19 protein-coding genes are annotated in these 24019 nt (G+C 32.9%); 12 read left to right on the top strand and 7 right to left on the bottom strand.

Annotated elements, in window-relative coordinates:
* Positions 1–2: 2 nt before the first annotated feature.
* Entirely contained in the window at positions 3–1154 is a 1152-nt protein-coding gene (locus GQ47_RS19020) for a formimidoylglutamase (RefSeq protein ID WP_035651807.1), read from the bottom strand.
* A 14-nt stretch (positions 1155–1168) separates the two neighbouring features.
* A complete protein-coding gene (gene topA / locus GQ47_RS19015; protein WP_035651805.1) occupies positions 1169–3685 on the bottom strand; it encodes a type I DNA topoisomerase in 2517 nt (838 codons plus the stop codon).
* A 326-nt stretch (positions 3686–4011) separates the two neighbouring features.
* Between topA and miaB the strand changes: the two genes are divergently transcribed.
* The 8 genes from miaB to GQ47_RS18975 all read left to right on the top strand — a co-directional run bounded on the left by miaB (position 4012) and on the right by GQ47_RS18975 (position 12951).
* Positions 4012–5457, top strand: a complete 1446-nt coding sequence (gene miaB / locus GQ47_RS19010) for a tRNA (N6-isopentenyl adenosine(37)-C2)-methylthiotransferase MiaB (RefSeq protein ID WP_035651803.1) — start codon at positions 4012–4014, stop codon at positions 5455–5457.
* A 146-nt stretch (positions 5458–5603) separates the two neighbouring features.
* Positions 5604–6860: a sigma-54 interaction domain-containing protein gene (locus GQ47_RS19005; protein ID WP_035651801.1), complete on the top strand. Its 1257-nt coding sequence runs from the start codon at positions 5604–5606 to the stop codon at positions 6858–6860.
* Between the two features lie 103 nt (positions 6861–6963).
* A complete protein-coding gene (locus GQ47_RS19000) occupies positions 6964–7482 on the top strand; it encodes an LptE family protein (RefSeq protein ID WP_035651799.1) in 519 nt (172 codons plus the stop codon).
* Between the two features lie 93 nt (positions 7483–7575).
* Positions 7576–8973 (top strand): tetratricopeptide repeat protein, encoded by a 1398-nt coding sequence (locus GQ47_RS18995; protein WP_035651798.1) that lies wholly within the window; start codon positions 7576–7578, stop codon positions 8971–8973.
* Between the two features lie 3 nt (positions 8974–8976).
* The gene (gene secG, locus GQ47_RS18990; protein ID WP_035651795.1) at positions 8977–9312 is read left to right on the top strand and encodes a preprotein translocase subunit SecG; all 336 of its coding nucleotides are present in this window, start codon (positions 8977–8979) and stop codon (positions 9310–9312) included.
* A 142-nt stretch (positions 9313–9454) separates the two neighbouring features.
* Complete coding sequence (gene groES / locus GQ47_RS18985; RefSeq protein WP_012023920.1) at positions 9455–9730, top strand: co-chaperone GroES; 276 nt, start codon at positions 9455–9457, stop codon at positions 9728–9730.
* A 74-nt stretch (positions 9731–9804) separates the two neighbouring features.
* Positions 9805–11433: a chaperonin GroEL gene (gene groL, locus GQ47_RS18980; RefSeq protein WP_035651793.1), complete on the top strand. Its 1629-nt coding sequence runs from the start codon at positions 9805–9807 to the stop codon at positions 11431–11433.
* Positions 11434–11745: 312 nt separating this feature from the next.
* Positions 11746–12951, top strand: coding sequence for an alkaline phosphatase family protein (locus GQ47_RS18975; protein WP_035651791.1), 1206 nt, complete (start codon positions 11746–11748; stop codon positions 12949–12951).
* A 237-nt stretch (positions 12952–13188) separates the two neighbouring features.
* On the opposite strand, the gene GQ47_RS18970 is transcribed toward GQ47_RS18975, so the two are convergent.
* The 5 genes from GQ47_RS18970 to GQ47_RS18950 all read right to left on the bottom strand — a co-directional run bounded on the left by GQ47_RS18970 (position 13189) and on the right by GQ47_RS18950 (position 18754).
* Positions 13189–14298 carry a hypothetical protein gene (locus GQ47_RS18970; RefSeq protein ID WP_035651789.1) on the bottom strand — a complete coding sequence of 370 codons (1110 nt, stop codon included), beginning with the start codon at positions 14296–14298 and terminating at the stop codon, positions 13189–13191.
* 50 nt (positions 14299–14348) lie between these two features.
* Complete coding sequence (locus GQ47_RS18965) at positions 14349–15878, bottom strand: SulP family inorganic anion transporter (protein ID WP_035651787.1); 1530 nt, start codon at positions 15876–15878, stop codon at positions 14349–14351.
* A gap of 60 nt (positions 15879–15938) precedes the next feature.
* Positions 15939–16151 carry a hypothetical protein gene (locus GQ47_RS18960; protein WP_035652089.1) on the bottom strand — a complete coding sequence of 71 codons (213 nt, stop codon included), beginning with the start codon at positions 16149–16151 and terminating at the stop codon, positions 15939–15941.
* A 764-nt stretch (positions 16152–16915) separates the two neighbouring features.
* Positions 16916–17554, bottom strand: a complete 639-nt coding sequence (locus GQ47_RS22980; RefSeq protein WP_051951657.1) for a transposase — start codon at positions 17552–17554, stop codon at positions 16916–16918.
* Positions 17555–17596: 42 nt separating this feature from the next.
* Positions 17597–18754: an IS3 family transposase gene (locus GQ47_RS18950; protein WP_081909384.1), complete on the bottom strand. Its 1158-nt coding sequence runs from the start codon at positions 18752–18754 to the stop codon at positions 17597–17599.
* A gap of 416 nt (positions 18755–19170) precedes the next feature.
* On the opposite strand from GQ47_RS18950, the gene GQ47_RS18945 reads away from it, so the two are divergent.
* From GQ47_RS18945 to GQ47_RS18930, 4 genes are all read left to right on the top strand, one after another.
* Positions 19171–19656, top strand: a complete 486-nt coding sequence (locus GQ47_RS18945; RefSeq protein ID WP_035651785.1) for a hypothetical protein — start codon at positions 19171–19173, stop codon at positions 19654–19656.
* Positions 19657–20152: 496 nt separating this feature from the next.
* Positions 20153–21910 (top strand): ATP-dependent nuclease, encoded by a 1758-nt coding sequence (locus tag GQ47_RS18940; protein ID WP_035651783.1) that lies wholly within the window; start codon positions 20153–20155, stop codon positions 21908–21910.
* 325 nt (positions 21911–22235) lie between these two features.
* The gene (locus GQ47_RS18935) at positions 22236–23483 is read left to right on the top strand and encodes a DUF3754 domain-containing protein (protein WP_035652081.1); all 1248 of its coding nucleotides are present in this window, start codon (positions 22236–22238) and stop codon (positions 23481–23483) included.
* Between the two features lie 4 nt (positions 23484–23487).
* Entirely contained in the window at positions 23488–24003 is a 516-nt protein-coding gene (locus GQ47_RS18930) for a DUF2199 domain-containing protein (protein WP_081909383.1), read from the top strand.
* Positions 24004–24019: the final 16 nt, after the last annotated feature.

Below are 24019 nucleotides of genomic sequence, written 5' to 3'. Positions count from 1 at the left end.
TTCTACAAAGCATTTTTTCGCTGTGCTTTCCACCATCTTTCTGGCAATTCTTGATTGCAGGCGCATAAATATTCGTCGTATGAACACGGTAATAACGTATTTCTTTTCAATTTATTGCTGCCATTTGAAACAAATGGAATTTCGATCCACCAACGATCTGTTTTATCACTTTTGTAAAAAATAAGTTCCTCTTCTTCTAAAGGAACAATATATTTCAAATAATTTGTTCGGCTTCCAAATGGATATTCTTTTGAACGATAGTGATATCCCTCAATAAAATACCAAACTATTTGTGCAATCAATACAGCTTCATGCACCGTACTATTATGATTAAAAATTCCGAATGCGGAAACTTTATCACTGATTCCTGAATATCTTGCTAAAGAACAAATCTCTTTTCCATTAAAACCATTTGGCTCAAACGAAACCAAATTTCCTGATTCTGAAGACTTTACAGAACTCAAATCAATACTAACCAAATCTGCATCTCTGAAAACAGGTTCAGCCAATGCAATATTAGTTGAAATTTCTCCTAATCTATAAGCATCAAAAAATAGTTTTTCGATCAAATCAATTTCTTCCTGAGAATTGTAATAGGTTTGATATCCTATATTACAATAATTAAACAGGTTATTTGGCTCATCTATAATGATTTTCGTCAAATATGAATTAGCCGAAACTGATTCATTTTCTTTACCAAAATCAAATCGGTTGTCTACCGAAACCAAATTTACCATTTGCTCCAAATCGTCATAAGCGCGATACAAAGCATACGTCAAATCCTGAGAACCTCCTAGGACTATAGGAATGATTTTATTTTTAATTAAAGAAGCTACAACTTTTTTAAGTGCAAAATAAGTATCATCAACTGAGTCTCCAGCTAGGATATCACCTAGATCTGCAATAGATGCGTCCCAATTACCAGGAAACATACCATAAATCTTCTTCCGAATTGCAGTCAGGTTAACTTCATTTACCATATTAATGTTTCGTCTGTCCTCTAAAACACCAATAATGGCAATATTTATTTTACTTAAATCAGGAAATTGATCGTGGGTATGCAAAACTATTTTACTACCCAATTCTTGAGAAGACAACGAATTGATAAAATTTACAATTCCGTCGTTAACTGGTTCTAGAAAATCAAATTCCATTTATAGTACTTAAATTATTTCTTTTTAGCTGCTGCTTTTTTAGCCGGAGCTTTCTTTGCTGTTGTTATTTTTTTTGCCGGAGCTTTTTTAGCCGGAGTTTTTGCTGCAATCATTTCCTGAACCTGAGTCAATGTCAATTTTGTTGCATCAACATCTTTACTTAGTTCGATTTTGATTTTGCCTTTTGTAATAACAGATCGGCCCCAGCGTGCTTTTTCAACCAAAATTCCTTCTTCTTCCCAATTGTGAAGCACTTTATCAATGTTCTTCTGTAATTTATCTTCAATCAATTCCTCAACATCAGCCTGAGATAAATTATCAAAATTGTATTTTTTGCTCACATTTACAAAAAGACCATTCCATTTGATAAACGGACCAAAACGCCCCACACCTTTTTGAACTGCTTCTCCTTTATATACGGCAATTGGTGCATCAGCTAGTGCTTTCTCATCAATTAATTCCTGAGCTCTTTCTTTTGAAACACCTAAAGGATCCTCTCCTCTTGGCAACGAAATAAAGACACTTCCGTGACGTACATAAGGACCATAACGACCATTACTTACTTCAACTTCTTCTCCTTTATATTCACCTAAACTTTTAGGAAGCAAAAATAAATTTAAAGCTTCTTCAAGAGTAATGTTTCCAATATTTTGATCCGCCATTAAGCTGGCAAACTTTTTATCTTCGTCATCTGCTTCTCCAATTTGAGCCATCGGTCCAAATTTTCCTAAACGAACAGAAACTTGTCTTCCGTCTGCATCTTTACCAAGAATTCTTTCACCGCTTTCTCGTTCCGCATTTGCCTCAACTTCTTTTACATTTGGGTGAAACTGATTGTAGAAATCCTGCATCATTTTTGCCCAGTCAATATTTCCTTCGGCAATTTCGTCGAAATCCTGCTCTACTTTTGCAGTAAAATTGTAATCTAAAATATTTCCGAAGTTTTTAACCAAGAAATCAGTAACAATAGTTCCGATATCTGTTGGAACTAATTTTCCTTTATCAGAACCTGTATTTTCTTTTAAAACCTTCTCTCCTACTTTACTGTTTTGCAAAGTAAGCTGTGTATAATTACGTTCCTGACCTTCCAACGTTCCTTTTTCAACATAATTTCTGTTAATAATTGTTGAAATGGTTGGTGCATAAGTAGAAGGACGTCCAATTCCAAGTTCCTCAAGTTTTTTAACTAAAGAAGCTTCAGTGTATCTTGCAGGCGGTCTTGAATATCGTTCTGTGGCTGTAATATAGTTATTAGCCAATTTTTCGTTTACTTTTAAAGCAGGAAGCATTCCTTCTTGTTCTTCCTCATCATCATCATGTCCTTCCAGGTAAACTTTTAAGAAACCTTCAAAAAGTAAAACTTCTCCAGAAGCTGTAAAAACTTCATTGTGGTTATCTGCTTCAATTTTTACGTTTGTTCTTTCAAGCTGCGCGTCGCTCATTTGCGAAGCTAAAGTTCTTTTCCAGATCAAATCATACAAACGAGCCTGATCACGATCGATATTTACGCTATGGCGTGACATATCAGTAGGACGAATTGCTTCGTGCGCTTCTTGTGCTCCTTTACTTTTATTTGCAAAAGTTCTCGGTTTTGAGAATTCTTTTCCGTAAGATTTTATGATTTCAGCTTCAGCGGCATCCATTGCATCTTTTGAAAGATTCACCGAATCCGTTCTCATATAAGTAATAAGTCCGGCTTCGTATAAACGCTGTGCTAACTGCATTGTGATTCCAACTGGCAAGTATAATTTTCTTGCTGCTTCCTGTTGCAACGTAGATGTTGTAAAAGGTGCTGTTGGTGATTTTTTGGTAGGTTTAGTTTCTAAATCTGCTACCTTATATTTAGAACCGATGTTTTTATTTAAAAAATCTTCGGCTTCTTTTTTAGTATTAAAGTTTTTTGGAAGTTTTGCTTTGAAAACTTTTCCAGCTTCGTTTACAAATTCTGCAACAATTGAGTAAGTTGCAACTGCATTAAAGCTTTGAATTTCGCGCTCTCTTTCTACAATCAAACGCACAGAAACAGATTGTACACGTCCGGCAGAAAGTCCTCCTTTGATTTTTCTCCATAAAACCGGAGATAATTCGTAACCTACTAAACGATCCAGAACACGACGTGCCTGTTGTGCGTTTACTAAATTATAATCAATTTCTCTAGGATTTTCAATTGCTTTAAGTATCGCAGATTTTGTAATCTCATGAAAAACAATTCGTTTAGTCTTTTTTGTATCCAGTTTTAATTCTTCCGCCAAGTGCCATGAAATAGCTTCTCCCTCGCGGTCCTCATCGGATGCTAACCAAACCGTTTCGGCATTCTTAGATAGTGTTTTAAGTTTACTTACCAAGGCTTTTTTATCCGGAGAAACTTCATATTTAGGTTTAAAACCATTCTCTACATCTACTCCTATTTCCTTTGATGGTAAGTCGGCTATGTGACCATAACTTGACTCCACCTGAAAATCGCTTCCGAGAAATTTCTCGATCGTTTTCGCCTTTGCAGGTGACTCCACTATAACTAAATTCTTTGCCATTGCTCTTATTTTCTGCAACAAAAGTATCTATTTTTTTTAAATATTAACCTTATCAGTGCATTTTTGAGTTATTTTAATATTATGTTTCTCAAAATTGCAGATTTATCTGTAATCCTACCTATTATATATATAGGTATAAATTTTAAATGATTATGACCGAGAAATGTGCTTTTCATTTTAGATTTCTTATTCAGGATTTTAGATCAAAATGAAATCAGAATCCAAATCCACACTCTAAAATCTATAAATTAAATTTGTTAATTCTTTCCCTGCCATCTTGTCATATTAATCTCAATTAACCTATCTTTGCACTTTGAATTTTTACAATGGAAAAGATTATTGAAGAAAGCAAACAGGGCGAAAGTCTTGTTTTAGAAAATAAACCTGAGAATACTAAAAAACTATTTATAGAAAGCTACGGATGTGCGATGAATTTTTCGGACAGTGAAGTCGTAGCTTCCATTTTATCTGACGGAGGATATAACACTACTTCTGTTTTAGAAGAAGCTGATTTGGTTTTGGTAAATACTTGTTCAATTAGAGATAAGGCCGAACAAACTATTCGTAAACGTCTAGAAAAATACAACGCTGTAAAACGTACGAATCCGAAAATGAAAGTAGGCGTTTTGGGCTGTATGGCTGAGCGTTTGAAAAGTCAGTTTTTGGAAGAAGAAAAAATAGTCGACCTTGTTGTTGGCCCTGATGCTTATAAAGATCTTCCTAATTTATTAGCAGAAGTTGAAGAAGGACGCGACGCCATCAATGTAATTTTATCGAAAGAAGAAACTTACGGAGACATTTCACCAGTTCGTTTAATGAGCAACGGAATTACGGCTTTGGTTTCTATAACTCGTGGTTGCGATAATATGTGTACGTTTTGCGTTGTTCCTTTTACACGCGGACGTGAGCGTAGTCGTGAACCTCAAAGTATCATGAATGAAATCAAAGATCTTTGGGAGAAAGGTTTTAAAGAAATTACACTTTTAGGTCAAAACGTTGATAGTTATCTTTGGTACGGCGGCGGATTGAAAAAAGATTTTGTAAACGCTTCTGAAATGCAAAAAGCAACTGCTGTCGATTTTGATCAATTGCTGGAAATGGTTGCGGTTGGTTTTCCAAAAATGCGAATCAGATTCTCAACTTCAAATCCGCAGGATATGCATGAAAGCATTCTACACGTTATTGCCAAATACCCAAATATCTGTAAACACATTCACTTGCCAGTTCAATCTGGAAGTAACCGAATTTTGAAAGAAATGAATCGTCTGCATTCTCGTGAAGAATATATGGCTTTGATTGATAAAATCAGAGCAATTGTTCCGGACGCTTCGATTTCGCAAGATATGATTGCCGGTTTTCCAACAGAAACTGAAGAAGATCACCAAGACACTATGAGTTTAATGGAATATGTGAAATATAATTTCGGTTATATGTATTCGTATTCTGAACGTCCTGGGACTTTGGCCGGAAGAAAAATGAAAGATGATGTTGAAGAAGAAACCAAAGCAAGAAGATTGCAGGAAATTGTCGATTTACAACAAAAACACGCTTGGTTTAGAAGCGAAGAATTCGTTGGAAAAACAGTTGAAGTTTTAGTCGAAAAAGTTTCTAAAAAATCTAAAGACGAATTTTCAGGAAGAAACTCTCAAAGTATAACGGTAGTTTTCCCGAAAGAGAATTACAAAATTGGAGATTTCGTAAATGTAAAAATCACAAGCTGTACTTCAGGAACCTTAAAAGGTGAAGCAGTTGGCTTGAGTGAAATGAATTAAAATTGTTTGAAGTTTCAGGTTTCAAGTTTCAGGTTATTTCTGTAACTTCAAACTTGAAACAAAATTATAAGCCAAATTTTAAAGTTTAGGGTCAAAGTTGAAAAACCTGAAACCTGAAACAATTAAAAACTTGAAACAAAATCGATATGGAAACAGTTCAAGCAATAAAACAACGATTTGAGATTATTGGAAATGATCCGAAATTAAATCGTGCTATCGAAAAAGCCATTCAGGTTGCTCCAACTGATATTTCGGTTATGGTAACTGGGGAAAGTGGTGTTGGTAAAGAAAACATTCCTAGAATTATACATTCGCTTTCGCACAGAAAGCATGGAAAATATATTGCCGTAAACTGTGGTGCAATTCCGGAAGGAACTATTGACAGTGAACTTTTTGGCCACGAAAAAGGAGCTTTTACAGGTGCTACAAGTACGCGTGAAGGTTATTTTGAAGTGGCAGACGGCGGAACAATTTTCCTTGATGAAGTTGGTGAATTGCCATTAACAACTCAGGTAAGATTACTTCGTGTTTTGGAAAATGGCGAATTCATAAAAGTTGGTTCATCTCAGGTTCAAAAAACGAATGTGAGAATTGTTGCTGCAACAAACGTGAATTTATTTAATGCAATCGAAAAAGGAAAATTCCGTGAGGATTTGTATTATCGTTTAACAACGGTAGAAATTACATTACCCCCTTTGCGTGAACGAAATGACGACATTCATTTATTATTCAGAAAATTTGTTGCCGATTTCGCTCATAAATACAAAATGCCGCCTTTAAGACTAGATGACGATGCGGTTCAGCTTTTGCAAAAATTCAGATGGAGCGGAAATATTCGCCAGCTCCGAAATGTGGCAGAACAAATTTCGGTTTTAGAAACTAATCGTGATATTAGTCTCGCAACTTTGCAATCTTATTTACCTGCTGAAGGAAGCAACTTGCCTTCTGTAATTAGCGACAGTAAAAAAGAAAGTGATTTCAGTACAGAACGAGACATATTATATAAGGTGCTTTTTGATATGAAAAGCGATCTTAATGATTTAAAAAAACTGACATTGGAACTAATGAAAAATGGTTCTTCAAAAGTACAGGATATCAACCCAAATTTAATTCAGAAAATATACGGGAATCAAGAAAACGACAGCGAAATTGATTTTGAAGAAGAACCACGAACAGCAGTTATGACGCCTGCAAGCCGTGAGGATAATTACCAAATGCAGGATGATAATTATTTATTTGCCGAAACCATTGAAGAGGAAGAAATTTTACGTTTAGAACAAAAGGAAATCGAAATGATCAAGAAATCATTAGAAAAAAACAAAGGAAAACGTAAAGCTGCTGCCGATGAATTGGGGATTTCTGAAAGAACATTATATCGAAAAATCAAACAATTCGATCTATAAAAATAATTAAATTCCAATTTTTAAAAATCCAAATCCCAATTACCTATATTTGGACACAATTGGAATTTGGAATTTATAACATTGGACTTTTCTAATAATCATTATGAAAAAAATATATTCTTTATTTGCCTTATTAAGCTTGTTTTTATTAAGCGGATGCAATGTTTACAACTTTACAGGAACTGGAACTATTGATGCCAAAACATTTCAGGTTAACTTTTTCCAAAATAATGCAGACTTAATTGAGCCTGGAATCGATAGACAATTTACATTGGCATTACAGGATTTGATTATGAATCAAACCAACCTGAATTTAGTAAGCAACAGTGGAGATTTAGTATATGAAGGAGAAATTGTAGATTACAGAATAAGTCCGATGACAGCAACAGCTGTTGCAGCAGATGGTAGCGTAGGAGCTGCACAAAACCGTTTAACAATTCGTGTAAATGTTCGTTTTACAAACAAGAAAAACGAAAAGGATGATTTCGAGAAACAATTCGAATTTTATAATGACTTTGCAGGAACAGATTTGCCAACAGGAACTGTTTTAAACAATGCAATTCAGACTATTTTTGAAAGAATCACTCAAGATATTTTCAATGAGTCATTGGCCAAATGGTAGTAATGTTTATTTGTTGAATCGTTTAACCGTTTAATCGATTTAACAGTTAAACGAATAAACGATTAAACAATAAAAAACGATTAAACAATAAAAATGAACGTAACCGATTATACATACCTAATAAATAAACCTGATACCGTTACAGAAAAACAGGCCGAAACATTAGGAAGTGTTTTGAATGAATTTCCGTATTTTCAAAGTGCACGCGCATTGCGATTAAAAGGTCTTTACAAACAAAACAGCTTTAAGTATAATTATGCTCTAAAAGTAACGGCCGCACATACTACCGATCGTTCGGTTTTATTTGATTTTATTACTTCAGAAGAATTTACTCCTATTCAGGGCGCGTATTACAATAGAAAACTGAGAGATCTTTTGAATATTACAGTTTTTGATGTTGAAATTATCTCGGCCGAAGAAAAAAAGAAACTTGCTGAAGTTCGAATAGATCCTATTGAAAAATCTATTTTGGATTCTATTAAAGAAGCAACAACTGTAACTTTTGAAGAATCAAAAAAAACGGAAGAAAAACCAATTGAACCTGTTTTTGAAGAAGAAATAATTCAATCTGAATTCCAAGAACCAACAGTTGAACTTTCTGTTAAAGAAGAAACACCTATTATTAAGGAACCAAGCCGAACTTTTCTGGAAGACAGATTAGAAGATGAAATTCCGAATATACATATTGATCCGATTGAAAAATCAGTATTCAATGCTATTAAAGAAGCAGAGAATGTAATTTTTGAAGAAGTTAAAACACCGGAAGAATCCGTTTCGATTGAAATTCCGGAAACAATAATTACTACGGAAGAAACTACAACTTCAGAAAATCCTGAAGCAGTTGAAATTCCAGAAACAATATTGATTCCTGAAGAGACAATAACTATTACAGAACCAGAAAAAATCGAAATACCAGAAACGGTAATCGAAGCTGAAGAAACCGAAACACTTCCAGATCCAATAAAAATTGAAATTTCTGAAGCAGTAAAAACTGCAGAAGAGAATTTAGAAATCGGAAAACCACTGGATTTTTCAGGAAATGAAAAACATTCATTTCAGGAATGGCTTCAATTAGCTAGAACAGAACCTATTGACAGAACCATAGACGCGCCAATGGAAGAAAATCTAACAGAAAATGCGATTGAAAAAGCAGAACAAACACTAGGAGCAGTCGCAGAAGAAGAAAAAGTAGAAGACGAAAAAAAGAAAAAAGCCGAAATAATTGATCGTTTTATTGAAGCAAACCCAAAAATTTCTCCAATAAAGCAAACTGCAATAACAGCAGCGGCTCAACTCGACATCAATAAAGACGAGAGTTCTTATCTAATGACAGAGACTTTAGCCCGAGTATATTTGGAACAAAAAAAATATACAAAAGCAATTCAAGCATATGAAATATTAATTTTGAAATATCCAGAAAAAATTACTTTCTTTGCAGACCGCATATCGGATATAAAGATTTTACAACAAAATAACAATAACAATAATTAAGTAATGAGCACATTTTCAATTTTTTTAGTTTTAATCACAATAGTTTGTTTTCTATTGATCGTCGTAATTATGGTACAAAACCCTAAAGGAGGCGGATTATCTTCTACTATCAGCGGAACACAAATGTTAGGCGGTGTACAAAAAACAACTGACTTTTTAGATAAAAGTACTTGGACATTAGCTACTGTTTTGATTGTTTTAATTTTACTTTCAAGCTTAAGCTTTACAGGATCATTAAACGACACAGGATCTAAAATTATTGAAAAAACTGAAGCTCCTGCAACTACACCAGCAGCTCCTGCTCAAGGAACTCCTGCACCTGCAGCACCAGCAAAATAATTAAAGCTCGATATAAAATCAAATGCCAGCCTGTCAAAGCTGGCATTTTTTTTAAGAAAAAATGTCAGTTTACTGAGCGTGGCATAATTTCTGAAAGTTTCTTGAACATTAAAAAACGTATAACTAATAATAATAAAAAATCATGGCATTAAACATTAAACCCCTTTCAGACCGCGTACTTATTGAACCTGTTGCAGCTGAAACTAAAACTGCCTCAGGTATTTTTATTCCAGACACTGCCAAAGAAAAACCACAAAAAGGAACTGTAGTTGCAGTTGGAAACGGATCTAAAGATCATACTATGACTGTAAAAGTTGGCGATACTGTTCTTTATGGCAAATATGCAGGAACTGAACTAAAATTAGAAGGAACTGATTATCTAATCATGCGTGAGGACGATATTTTAGCGATTATCTAAAAATATTGTATTAAGTACGGAGCATTAAGAACTTCATTTAACTTGAAACAACTCAAACTTTAAACAAAATTAAAATGGCAAAAGATATAAAATTTGATATTGAAGCACGTGACGGATTAAAACGTGGTGTTGATGCATTAGCAAATGCTGTAAAAGTAACGCTTGGACCAAAAGGTCGTAACGTAATTATCGGAAAATCATTTGGTGGACCAACTGTTACTAAAGATGGTGTTTCTGTTGCAAAAGAAATCGAATTAAAAGACCCATTAGAAAATATGGGTGCACAAATGGTAAAAGAAGTTGCTTCTAAAACCAATGATTTAGCTGGAGACGGAACTACAACTGCTACCGTTTTAGCTCAGGCTATCGTAAAAGAAGGTCTTAAAAACGTTGCTGCGGGTGCAAACCCAATGGACTTGAAACGTGGTATCGACAAAGCGGTTGAAACTATCGTTGCTGACTTGGCAAAACAAGCTAAAGTTGTTGGAAGCGATTCTGATAAAATTCAGCAAATTGCTTCTATCTCTGCTAACAACGACGAAGTTATTGGTGAATTAATCGCTACAGCTTTCGCTAAAGTTGGAAAAGAAGGAGTAATTACAGTTGAAGAAGCTAAAGGAACTGACACTTTCGTTGACGTTGTTGAAGGAATGCAGTTTGACAGAGGATATCTTTCTCCTTACTTCGTAACAAATCCAGAGAAAATGGAAGTTGAATTAGACTCTCCGTACATCTTATTATACGACAAAAAAGTATCTTCTTTAAAAGAATTACTTCCAGTTTTAGAGCCGGTTGCTCAATCAGGAAAACCATTATTGATTATTGCTGAAGATGTTGATGGAGAAGCTCTTTCTACTTTAGTAGTAAACAAATTAAGAGGTGCTCTTAAAATTGCTGCTGTAAAAGCGCCAGGTTTTGGTGACAGAAGAAAAGCAATGTTAGAAGATATCGCAATCTTAACTGGCGGAACTGTAATTTCCGAAGAAAGAGGTTATACTCTTGAAAATACAACTATCGAAATGTTAGGAAACGCAAAAAGAGTTTCTATCGATAAAGACAATACAACTATCGTAAGCGGTGCCGGTGAAGCTGACATCATCAAAAACAGAGTAAACCAAATTAAAGGTCAGATGGAAACTACTACATCTGATTATGATAAAGAAAAATTGCAAGAGCGTTTGGCTAAATTAGCTGGTGGTGTTGCAGTTCTTTATGTTGGTGCAGCTTCTGAAGTTGAAATGAAAGAGAAAAAAGACAGAGTTGATGATGCTTTACACGCAACTCGTGCAGCTGTAGAAGAAGGAATCGTTGCTGGTGGTGGTGTTGCTTTATTAAGAGCTAAACTTGCTTTGGCTGACTTAAAAGCAGATAATGCTGACGAAGCAACAGGAATTCAAATCGTTTCTCGCGCTGTTGAAGCTCCATTAAGAACTATCGTTGAAAATGCAGGTCTTGAAGGTTCTGTTGTTGTAGCTAAAGTTGCTGAAGGTTCAGGAGATTTTGGATACAATGCAAAAACTGACGAATATGTAGATATGCTTAAAGCTGGAATTATTGATCCTAAAAAAGTTACTCGTGTTGCATTAGAAAATGCTGCATCTGTTTCTGGAATGATCCTAACTACAGAATGTGCATTAATTGATATTAAAGAAGAAAGCGCTGGCGGAATGCCAATGGGTGGCGGAATGCCAGGAATGATGTAATCGTTCTTTTCTTAAAACTTAAAACGCCAGATTAATGTCTGGCGTTTTTTGTTCGCCACGAATTCACGAATTTTATTTTTTCAAATCTTTGCCTTTGAGAATCATTATCATTAATTAAACGAATGCTTTATGTGAAAGAATTATGTCAGAGATTAAAATCCTTTTAATTTGTGTAATCTGAGGCTAAAAAATTCCCATAAAGATTAGAAAAATAAAATTCGTGAATTCGTGGCTATCACCTTTATTTAACATTCTCTTTTTCTTTAAAAAATCTGTTATCTCTACCTTTGCAGTTCTATTTAAAATTGCAAAATGAGAAAATTCACAACTCAGCTTCTATCTTTTACATTCTTACTTCTTACTACTTTTTCACAAGCCCAAACCAATAAAGATACTTACATCGTTTTAGTTTCAATGGATGGATTTCGCTGGGATTATCAAAAACAATTCAATCTTCCAAATCTGAAGCAAATTGAAAAAGAAGGCGTTCATGCAAAATCCATGAAACCATCTTATCCGAGCAAAACTTTCCCGAATCATTATTCTATCGTTACAGGCCTTTATCCAGATCATCACGGAATTATTAATAATGTTTTTTATGATTCAGCTTTGAATGAATCATTTTCATTATCATCTGATGCAAAAAATGATTCAAGATTTTATGGCGGAAATCCGATTTGGAATTTAGCGGAGCAACAAGGTGTAAAAACGGCTTCTTTCTTTTGGCCTGGTTCTGATATTGATAATAGAAATCCAAGTATTTACAAAAAATACGATAATAAAATTCCGTACGAAGCTAGAATCGATACTGTTATGAAATGGTTACAGCTTCCAGAAAAGCAGCGTCCACATTTGATTACTTTATATTTTGACGAACCAGATCATACCGGACATAATTTTGGTCCACTTTCACCAGAAAATAAAAAAATGGTCATTAAAATGGATTCAATTATGGGAGAAATATCCCGAAAACTAGATCAATTGCCAATCGGAAAACAAATCAATTTGATTATTGTTTCTGACCATGGAATGGCCGATATAAGCAATGATAAAAAAGTTGCGGTCCTAGATTATTTAAAACCAGAGTGGCTAGGTTATAAAGATGTAATTAACCCAATTATGAGTTTGCAGGCAAAAGCTGGATTTCAGGATTCGATTGCAAATGCTTTAAAAAAAGTCCCTCATATTCATTTTTGGAAATCAATTGAAGTTCCAAAAAGACTACATTACGGAACCAATCCTCGCGTACATGATTTTGTTATTGAAGCTGATAAAGGATGGAGTTTGGTTAGCAAAGAGTCTCAAAACATAAAAGGTGGCACACATGGTTATGACAACAATGAAAAAGATATGCATGCTATTTTTTATGCGAAAGGTCCAGCTTTTAAAGTTGGCAAAAAAGTAAAAACATTTCAAAATGTTTCGGTTTATCCTTTAATAGCTCATATTTTAGGATTAAAATTTGAAGCCATAGATGGCAAATTCAGTGAAGTTGAAAATATGCTGAAAGACAATTAAAACTTTTCATCACAAATTAAAAAAATTAGGGCTTACCTTTTACTTTAACCGAAGTTAAATATCAAAAACAAAACAATGGGTTTAACTAAACTTTAAATTTAGTTAAACCCATTCTCTTTATTATTAATTTTTCCTCTTCAAAAAATCCATTTTTTTTCAAATTTAAAATAAAACGGCTTCTTTTCATTCTCTATCTTTAAGTTTTGCCGTATTATATATAGTATTTTTGAAGCTCAACTAACTCTTTATTCTTTCTATAATAAGTACAGAAAAAGGCTCCTCCTCATTATTTCCTGTACTAAGTAATTGAAGACTCGCTGTTAAATTTCCTTTTTTAAACAATAAACCTGATTCACTTTTATTTATAACAACAAAACCATTCCTTTCTAGCAAGAAATTAGCATATTGAGCATTTAAGGAAAGATAACTTACTTTATTTTCATGAACAGAAACTCCTATATTTTTTCTTTCATTAAACCATGCTTTCTTATTATTATCATACTTCCAGCCATATATTATTTTATTTAATTCTACCCCAACCTGCTCTTTTTCAAGACCAATTAAATTGGTTAAATCCTGAAGTATAATATCCCTTTCCAGGCTATTTTTAAACTTCCTGATAGCATCATCAAAAAGTAAAACATCAATATTGTGCGGATTAGTTCTCGAGTATACTACGTTAACCTCCTGCCCTTCATAGATTTGATTAAACTCATAAGGTGAAACCTCTTTATCTGCAATTATTTTTTCTCCCTCAAGGGTATTAAATTCAACTGCAATTTTAATATTCGTAATGCGCCCGCTTACTAGTTTTTTTGTTACCGTGTTTGAAATTACAGTTCCTACAACTTCTATATGATCCTTTTTTAATATATCATTCGCAGCATCCTCAAATACCGAATTAAGAAAAGCACACATAAGAATGACTGGGAGCATCATAAAAAAAAAGAGAACATCAAATTTAAGATGAACACTCCCTATTTTTCGAAGTGTATCTTTATTCCAAGTGCCAAAATAGACAAAAGAAAGAATACCGAAAAGACATATTAGAATTGAACCCAATAAAGGATAAATTATCGAAGCCGACTCTATTTTAGCAGGTAATACAAACAGAAAATAATAAAAGCTAGTTACAAAAAGCACAACAAATAACACAAAGAAAACTTTATATTTCTTACTATTTATTTGAACTTGTTCTTCCTTTAAAATTGCGCTTGCCTCCTCAAGAATATCTTCTACTTCATCTTCTGCAGCTCCTTCTTCCAATAAAAAATTTCTAATTTCATAATCATTATAATCTGCTTTAATATATTGTACTGCTTTTAGGACTAATGGATTTTCTTTCATATTTTAAGTATCTAAACTTGTAATTTTAAACTATGGGATAATATAAAATCTTAAGAAACCACTTTATAAGTAGGGTCTTCAATTACATTTACTTTAATAACCGCATCGGCATTTTTGAGCAATTGTCTGCAATCAGCACTTAAATGCTGTAATTCTACTGTTTTATTTATCTGATTGTATTTTTTAGTCAAATTATTTAAAGCTTCTATTGCCGACATATCTGAAACCCGACTCTCCTTAAAATTAATAATCACATGATTTGGGTCATTTTGAATATCAAATTTTTCCATAAAAGCAGTTATCGATCCAAAAAATAACGGGCCATAAATCTCGTAATGTTTTATTCCGTTTTCATCAATATAATTTCTGGCACGGATTCTTTTGGCGCTTTCCCAGGCAAAAACTAAAGCCGAAATAATTACGCCAATCAAGACAGCCAAAGCCAGATTATGAAGCACAATTGTAATTACAGCAACCAGAATCCCCACAAAAATATCGTGTCTTGGCATTTTGTTGATAATCCTGAAACTTGCCCATTCAAAAGTTGTAATCGCGACCATCATCATTACACCAACTAATGCAGCCATTGGCAATTTCCCAATTACTGGTGCTCCAAAAAGTATAATAATCAAAATAGTCAACGCGGCAATAATTCCCGAAAGTCGGGCACGTGAACCTGCGCCAAGATTTACTAAAGTTTGTGCAATCATTGGACAACCTCCCATTCCGTAGAAAAAACCGTTTAAAATGTTCGAACTTCCTTGTGCAATACATTCACGATTACTGTTTCCTCTGGTTCCGGTGATTTCATCGACTAAATTAAGCGTTAACAAACCTTCCGTCAAACCAACTGCAGCAACAATAACCGAATACGGAAATATGATTTTAAAAGTTTCAAACGAAAGCGGAATATTCGGAATATGGAAAGGAGGAAATCCGCCTTGAACAGAGGCAATATCTTCAACCGTTTTAGTTTCGATATTAAAGATAATAACCAAAGCAAAAACCACCATAATGGCTACCAAAGAAGCCGGAACCGTTTTTGTGATTTTAGGAAAAACCAAAACAATAGCAATTGTCAGCGCAACTAATCCTAGCATAATGTAAAGAGGCGTTCCCTCAAGCCAGGAAACCTGACCGTTGATAATGGTTTTAAACTGTTCCAGTTGCGACATAAAAATCACTACCGCCAAACCGTTTACAAAACCAAACATCACAGGCTGTGGCACTAGCCGAATAAATTTTCCAAGCTTAAAAAGTCCAATACAAATTTGAACGACACCGCCCAATGCGACAGCAGCAAAAACATATTCGATTCCATGCGATTTCATTAAGGCAATCAAAACAATTACAGTTGCTCCCGCCCCACCCGAAATCATTCCAGGTCTTCCGCCAAAAATAGCCGTTACCAACCCGGCAATAAAAGCCGCATACAAACCAACCAAAGGCGGAAATCCAGCCAAAATAGCAAATGATAATGATTCTGGTATCATCGTCATAGCGACGGTCAAACCGGCTAATATTTCATTTTTATAATTGACTTTTTGAGTAAAATCGAAGAGTTGGAATGCTTTTTTCATAGGACACAAATGTAAAAAATAATACCTAGAAGAGACCCAAGCTTTTCTATTCTCTACATTCTAATCCAACCTCACACAAGTATACCCTAAACAATGCACATAATCAATTATATTATCACATTCAAGATCAACACCTTCAACCCTTAATATCTTATCACAATCCTCCAGATCAAAATTAATTTTGTAATCTGGAAACTGACTTTGGATAACAGCAATAACGTAATTTTTATCTGCCTCTTTCTGAACATTTGTTTTAAAAACTTCCACTACCATAACCATCTAGATTTGAGTAATTTAAAGTTAAATAAAAACTTTTAAAATTGAAATTTTTATTTGAGTAAATTCTCTAATTTGAAAGATAGAAATGAATATTTATTTGAGGCTAAATCCCCGAAGCAAATGCAAGGGAATTTATTTTTTTATTTAGATCTGAGGGCAAAATACATTTACAAACTAATAATTCACATACATTCACTAAAACAGGTATAAATACCTATAGCCATTATTTTATTTATTATTAAAATTGTGATGAATAATTTTTTCTGCTATAAGAAATAAAATACATTTTCCGCAAGGAAGGTGGGGGTAAATTTTGTCACTTTTTTTTGAAACAAAGTGGGATTTGAAATCGCTGGAACCGATTTCGAAATCTCACTTTTTTATTTTATGTTTTTCTCAGCGAAACTTCGCACAGCGTAGAATAAAAAAAGCCCCTGCTGAATACGAACGTCACATTCTTGAAAGTAACCAACTTCAAAAATTATGAGCTATTTAGACGTTCGCTCAGACAGGAGACTTATTCTCTTAAAAGTATAATGATTAGAAGAAAAACTATTAAGATTATTAATAGTTTTTTGCTTTTTCGTTCCCAAATTATTTTTTTTCTTTGGGCTTCGATTTTAACTAATTTCTCTGCATTTTTAAAATCAATATGACTATTTGTAATTGCCATTTTTTTTTATCAAAAATATAGAACAGCAAAAAGTAAAAAAGTCTATTCAGGTTTCATTTATAATACAATAAGACAAATAATCCTTCTAATGCGAATTTGTAATAATTCGTTGATTTCTGATTGCTTGATTATTTTTTTTAATCGATACATAAATCCCCAATTCTCTCATGCATTTTAACACTGTGGTATGTGATACGAAATAACCTGATTTTTGAAGTTCTACTGCAATACGATGACATCCATAAGTTTCTTTAGAAGCAGAAAAGATCGAATTGATTTCCATTTTTAAAGCCATTTTCCATTTTTGTCTTTCTGTTAAAGAACCTTTTTTCCATATTCGATACGTTCCACTATTTACGCCTAATGTCCTGCACATAAACCTTATAGGATATTTTTTTTCATTTTCTGCTATAAAATGAAAAATGAAAGGTTTCCCAAGGCAAATACACTTACGGGCATCTTTAATCATTTCAAACTTTGAATCTGTTTCCTTGATTTTTTTTTCGAGATCGTAAATTTTTTGCTCCTCAGAATTTAACTTTAAATATCCATAGCCTGGAAAACTTCCTGTTCCATATTCTTTAAATTCCTTACGCCACAGAAATAGAAGGTTTTTGTGTATATCCAAATCTCTGGCTGTCTGAGCTAAACTTCCACTTTCATAACTTAACATAACTGCTTTTAATTTGAAATCTCGTTCATAAGTATTTCTAATCTCTTTCATAAATTCAAAATTAAGACTACAAGTAGTGCTATTTTTATATATCTAATTTATTAAATTGAACTCTTCTATAGTTTTGTAATTAAGAGTAGAATGTATTCTTCTTTTATTATACCAGTTTTCTATATATTCAAATATTATAATTTTCAGTTCATTTGTTGTTAGTAATCTTGTTTGCTTATAAATTAGTTCTCTTTTCAGCGAATTAAAAAAGCTTTCAGCAACAGCATTATCTTTGCTATCTGCTTTACGACTCATACTTCGAATGCACTTAAATTCACCCAATTTATTAGTAAACATTTTATTCGCATACTGCGATCCTCTATCAGAATGAAATATTAATCCGTTTGAAATTGGACGATTAACAACAGCTTTTTCAAACGCAGCTAAAGTGGTAACCGTTGTAGAAAGTACAGAACTCAAATTCCATCCTACTATTTTTCGATCATACAAATCCATTACAATAGTAAGATACGAAAACCTTCTTTTTATTTGGATATAAGTAATATCTGAAACCCAAACTTCACAAGGTTTATCTACTTTAAACTGTCTTTTTAATAAGTTGGGAGCAACATATAGATTGTGTTTTGAATCTGTTGTGGCTTTGAATTTCTTTTTTGCTTTACTGCGTAATCCAAGTTGTGTCATATGAAAAGACACTTGAGCGTCAGAAATTTGAAATCCACGCTTGTGGAGCTCTCTCATAATTAGTAAACTTCCTTTATGTTGCTTGAATTCAAAAAATATTGAGGTTATTTCTTTTCTAAGCAGATATATACGAGTTTCCCTTTTTGAAAAAGGTTGCTTGGTCCATAAATTATAGGTGGAATGAGAAGCTCCTAAGACTTCGCACATCTTTAGCAAAGGGTATTTATCTCTATTCTGATGTATGAAATTACATAATACGTGTTTTCCCTGATGCATATATTTCAGCCCTTCTTCCAGTATTTCTAATCGTAATTGGGAATCTGCAAGTTTCTTTTCTAATTCGTAGATTTTCTTGTTTTCATAATAGACTCTTTTGATACCTAAACCTGGGAAACTTCCTTTTCCAAACTTAAGGTATGCACTACGCCATTTAGAGAGCATTACAGGTTTGATACCTAATTCTTCTGCAGTTTCTGAAACCGTTTTTCTTAAATAACTTAGTCGGACTGCGTTCTCTTTGAAGATTGGATCGTAATGTCTGATATTTTCTTTCATGCTATCAAGTTTTAACGTTAATCCGCTTACCTAGAAAAACAACTAATAAACTGTTTTACAATGCATTAAAACGTAACTTTATTAATAAAAAGTACAGTACTTCTTGAAATTATTATTTTTTTAACGAAATATTCCTTCCGGAATTTTATGGAGATGTCTCTGACTTTACATTTTTCATGCTTTATAAAAAATATAAGTCACCACATTATCTCTTATGCGAGTGTCCTCTGTTCCTCTAAAATTCGATGATCACTGTGCGAAGTCTCCTGACTTCGTGCCCATTTCAATTATCCACAATACCATATTATTCTTAACCTAAATTATCACAACTAAACCGCATTTGGGTCATTAGGTATCGTAATCGTCTTTTAAGTTTACAGGTAACAATTTATTTTTTAACTTAAATCAAAAAGAGTATGCCTTTAGAAAACCTCAACGGACTTCATTACACTGATGCAGAAAAAACTAATGTTATTGCTTCAATGATGAGCATGGAGAATTCGCTCACTGCAAATTTTAAAAACTTAACTCCCGAAGAACGCACTAAGTACGGAAGCGTAAACGAGCAAAACAAACTGTTCATTAACAAAGTCAAAGATTTTAGAAACAGCCAACCCACAATGAGCAGTCCTGATGTTGATTGGACAGAATTTCAAAATGATTGCGACTCAAGAGAGTTCCTGCAAAACACTATTATGCGTTTAGAAGCTTTGCTGAACAACTTAAAAAACAATAAAATTCTTCACGATTACGATTGTTATCACGCTGCGTTAACTGATTACGATTACAGCAAATACAAAGCAGGAAGCAAAGCCACAGGGTTTGAAGTAAAAGTGAAAGAACTGGCGCAGTTTTTTCCGCGAACTTCTTCGGCAAAACCTACTGACGAACCAACATCATAATACAACACAATATTAAAAACGAAACCTCCTGAAAGTAAATTAGGAGGTTTTTTTTATGCTTATTAACCAAAACATCTTCTGTTTAGATCTTTTCATGAAGTGTTTAAGTTACTTCGTTATTTTTTTAGGTCGCTAACCCAAAACTTTTGGCTCTTTGATGTAAAATTTTAGGTTTGACAAATAATCGTTTAGGTTTAGAACCTAAAACTTTAACCTTTCTATTTAAGCTTTTCGCGAAATACCCCAACCACTTCATGAAAAGACCTAAACGCTTCGATAAAAACACGTATAAGTACTTGATGTTAAATCTTTATTTATTGGTATAATTGTTTTAAAATTATCATTTCCCATAAAGGTTTTGATTAGTAAATAGTGATTAAAAAAAAAAAGTAATTGGACTTCAAGTTTCCTTTTAAAACTCTTACTTTCCAAATAATTATAACAATAAAAAAAATGATTTAACCAAAAACGATATTAAAACTTTCAAATAAAAACCATGAATCTTAGTCATATACATATCAAAAACTTCAGATCTATTAAAGATGAAGAGATAAAATTCAATCATAATTGCTTAGTTCTTTTAGGTAAAAATGAAGCTGGAAAAACTAATGTGTTAAAAGCGATTTCTTCACTTTTTGCCATTTACAAAGTTTCAGACAAGGACAAAAGAAAAAGAATTGAAAATGAAAAAATTACCGAAAATTATATTCGAGCAGTTTTCAACCTAACTCCCTCTGATTTTAAAACAATTGAAGAACGATTCAGAAAAAAATATAAAGGCTTTGAAAATATAAGCTTTAAAAGTGGTAAATCGTATCGCGAATTTATAGAAAAAGTCTTTCGATGTCTACTTCTTCAGATTAACATTTCTGAAAACCAAAAACCTGAGTTTTCATATTGGAGATATGCTGGCTCTGAATTTGAATTAGAAAAACAACTTTTTATTGCAGATAATACCATTTCAAATTCAGCAATTTCAGGAATGTCAAGCTTTAATCTTATCAGCAGAACATTTGAAATTGTAAAAGAATTATATGGGGCCAATCCTTTAAAATGCCACTATTGGCAGCATAATGATAATTTTCTACTGCCTAATACAGTCAATATTGAAGATTTTATTTCCAATCCTTCAGATTTTAAAGCATTAGAAAATATTTTTGCTTTATGTGGTCGTGAAGATATTAAAACTGAGTTTGAAATGGCAAAGGCTGAAGATGGGGATTACTTAAATTTACTAGAACAAATTTCAAAAAAAGTAACTTTAACATTTCAAAAAATTTGGAAAGATTTCAAAGGAACTTCTATCCAATTAATTCCGAATGGTGATGAAATTTTAATCAAAATTGTAGATAAAGCAAAATATAATTTTGAAGATCGAAGTGACGGATTCAAAAAATTCATCAGTATCTTATTAATGATCTCTACCAGATCAAGAGCCAATAAGATGTTTGAAAATGACATAATATTGATTGACGAGCCTGATCAAAGTTTATATCCAACAAGTGCTAAATATCTTAAAGATGAATTAATTGAGATAAGTAAGAAATCAAAAGTTATTTACTCAACACATTCACAATACATGATTGATTCAGAGAATCTAGATAGACATCTAGTAGTAGAAAAAATAGACGATGTTACAACTATAAAAAGAGAGGATATTAACGCTCCCTATACAAAAGATGAGTTATTGAGACGTGCAATAGGCTCAAGTATTTTTGAATGTCTAAAACCAAAGAATATAATTTTTGAAGGATTTCTTGATAAAGAATTGTTCACTGCATATATTAACTTTAATAAAGTTGAATTTGATACTAATACCTATGGAACAGTCTATTTAAGTGGTATTGTTGGAGTCGAAACACTAGTCCAGATTCTTATTTTAGCAAAGAAAAAATTTATAATCGTTGCTGACTCAGATGAAACCTCAAATAAGAAAAGAATAGATTTCGAAAGAAATTATCCAGAATATAAAAATTATTGGTTAAGCTATGCAGATATATTCAAACCCGCTTCTACAATGGAAGACTTTTTCACAATAAGCCATGTGAAATCACAACTTCAAAAGAATGGTTATGAATTAACTTATGACGAAAGTAAAAATGTGAATTTTAATATTGAGAAAGCTGTTAATAAAGACAAAGAGTTAAAACAAACTTTAAAAAAATCTATACTCACTTCCGCAAAAAAAACAGATATTTTAATTGAATACGGAAATTATGTAGAAGCCCTAAAAAATAAAATTTCCACATTATAAGATTATTTAACCCAGCTCTACGAAGTGTTCTTTTAAAATTCGATAATCGCTGTGTGAAGTCTCCTGACTTCGTACCCACTACAATTATCCACAAAAAAATAAAAATATCCCAAACGGAATATAACAACGACGCGAAGTCAGGAGACTTCGCACAGCGTTGTGTTTCGAAATCTTACTTTTTTATTTTAGAATTTCTCCTAAATCAGTAAAACTGCAAACTTTGAAGTTAAAATACTGTTACTAACCAAAAAACTTTTTCGAAATCGAATTTCAGGCAGTATTTTTGCGTTCTTTAAACGCCACGCATAAAAGCCCAAAAATCGACATGACCCTAGAACATTATATTCCGTTCAACAAAGAATTCTTATTAGAGCAGCAAATGAATGCTTTCTCTGAAGATCAGGAAAAAATAGCTGATTTTAAAAAATTGTTTGATATAATTGAGCATTACTATCATTACGAATCTTTTAATCTTAATAGGAATTTAAAGCAGCATTATGCTTTATTTGATCCCGATTTGAGTAAAAAAGAACGTAAACAATTTATAGGCAAAAGTGATTTTTCTGTTTTCAAAGAAACACTTCTTACTGTTTTAGAACGTGGAAATTACTACCGAATTGATCAGAAAGCGTTAGATGAGGCATTCAACGATTCGGATTTGATTGGGTTAAATCTTTCCATTGATTTTAATGCTTTCAAAGATTTTGAACTCTACGCGCGCGGGCATCATAAAGCAAAAGAAAAAGTCAAAAAATATTTCTTCTGGAAAAAAGATATCGAAATTGAATATTATGATCGTGTTTTAGTTTATTTAAACTACAGCGATGAAGATTTTCTAAATAAAAAGAAAGTCAAATTAGGCAAAATGCCAATTGATCCAGGTTCAATTGCACTGAAAATCTTTAAGCGTGTTCCGAAAAACGATCTTGAAACGATTTTCCCAAATGCGATTCCGAAAATGTCTGTCAAAGACAAAATGCTGCTTTGGGTTCCGGGGATTTTTGGTGGAATTTCGTTATTAAGTGCCAAAGTTATTCCAGCTTTAATCAACATGTATAATGCCTATGAAACGGGCGAAACCATTGACTTATTGAACAGCAAAACTTCTCTTAATCAGGGATTAATTGCTTTAGGAATTTTGTCTGCCTATTGTTTCCGCCAATACAATAATTTCATAAACAAAAAAATCCGATATTCTAAAATGCTTTCTGATAGTTTGTATTTCAAGAATCTCGGAAACAACAGTGGCGCATTTTATTCGCTTTTGAATTCGTCTGAAGAAGAAGTAATGAAAGAAACTATTTTGGCTTATTCGTTTTTACATAAAAGCGACAAACCATTAAGCGCAGAAGAACTCGATTCTCAAATCGAATCCTGGTTTAAAATCCAATTAAAAACCGATTTGGATTTTGATGTCAACGATGCTTTATTAAAATTAAAAAGCATTGGACTTGGTGTAGAAAATAATGGAAAGTGGGAAGTTATTCCGGTTAAAGAAGCACTTATCACAATTGATGAACTTTGGGATAATGTTTTTCAATACAATCAGAACGTAAGTTTATTAAAAAACTAAAAAAATGTATACCTACAAATGTTCCTGCTGCGGAGAAATTTTTAATCAAATGCCTTTGTGTTTTGGAAACGAATTCCCTGCTTATTATTTTACTATTCCGCCAAAAGAAAGAGAAAAACGAATTGAATATGGAGGAAGTTGGTGCTATATAGATGAAGAATTTTTTTTCCATCAAGGGAGATTGACAATTCCGATAATTGATTATCATGAAGATTTGGTTTTTAATGTATGGACTACGATAAGTGAAGATAATTTCTGCTTACGAATGGATTTATGGGAAGATCCAAACCGAGTAAATCAAGAACCTTATTTTGGTTGGATGCAAACCAATGTACCTACTTACGGTGAAACTTTATCTTTAAAATCGATTGCAATTGAACAAGGCTTAGATTTAATTCCTGAAATAAGAATGATTGAAGAAAATCATCCTTTGACGATAGACCAAGAAAACGGAATTACATTAGAAAAAGCCATTTCTATTGTCGATGAAATAATGAAAATACAACACGGTAAAACCTAAAAAAAATTTCATTAGA

Source organism: Flavobacterium sp. ASV13 (assembly GCF_000745775.1).
In the GTDB taxonomy this organism is placed as follows: Bacteria; Bacteroidota; Bacteroidia; order Flavobacteriales; family Flavobacteriaceae; genus Flavobacterium.
This window is presented reverse-complemented; position numbering and strand designations above follow the sequence as displayed.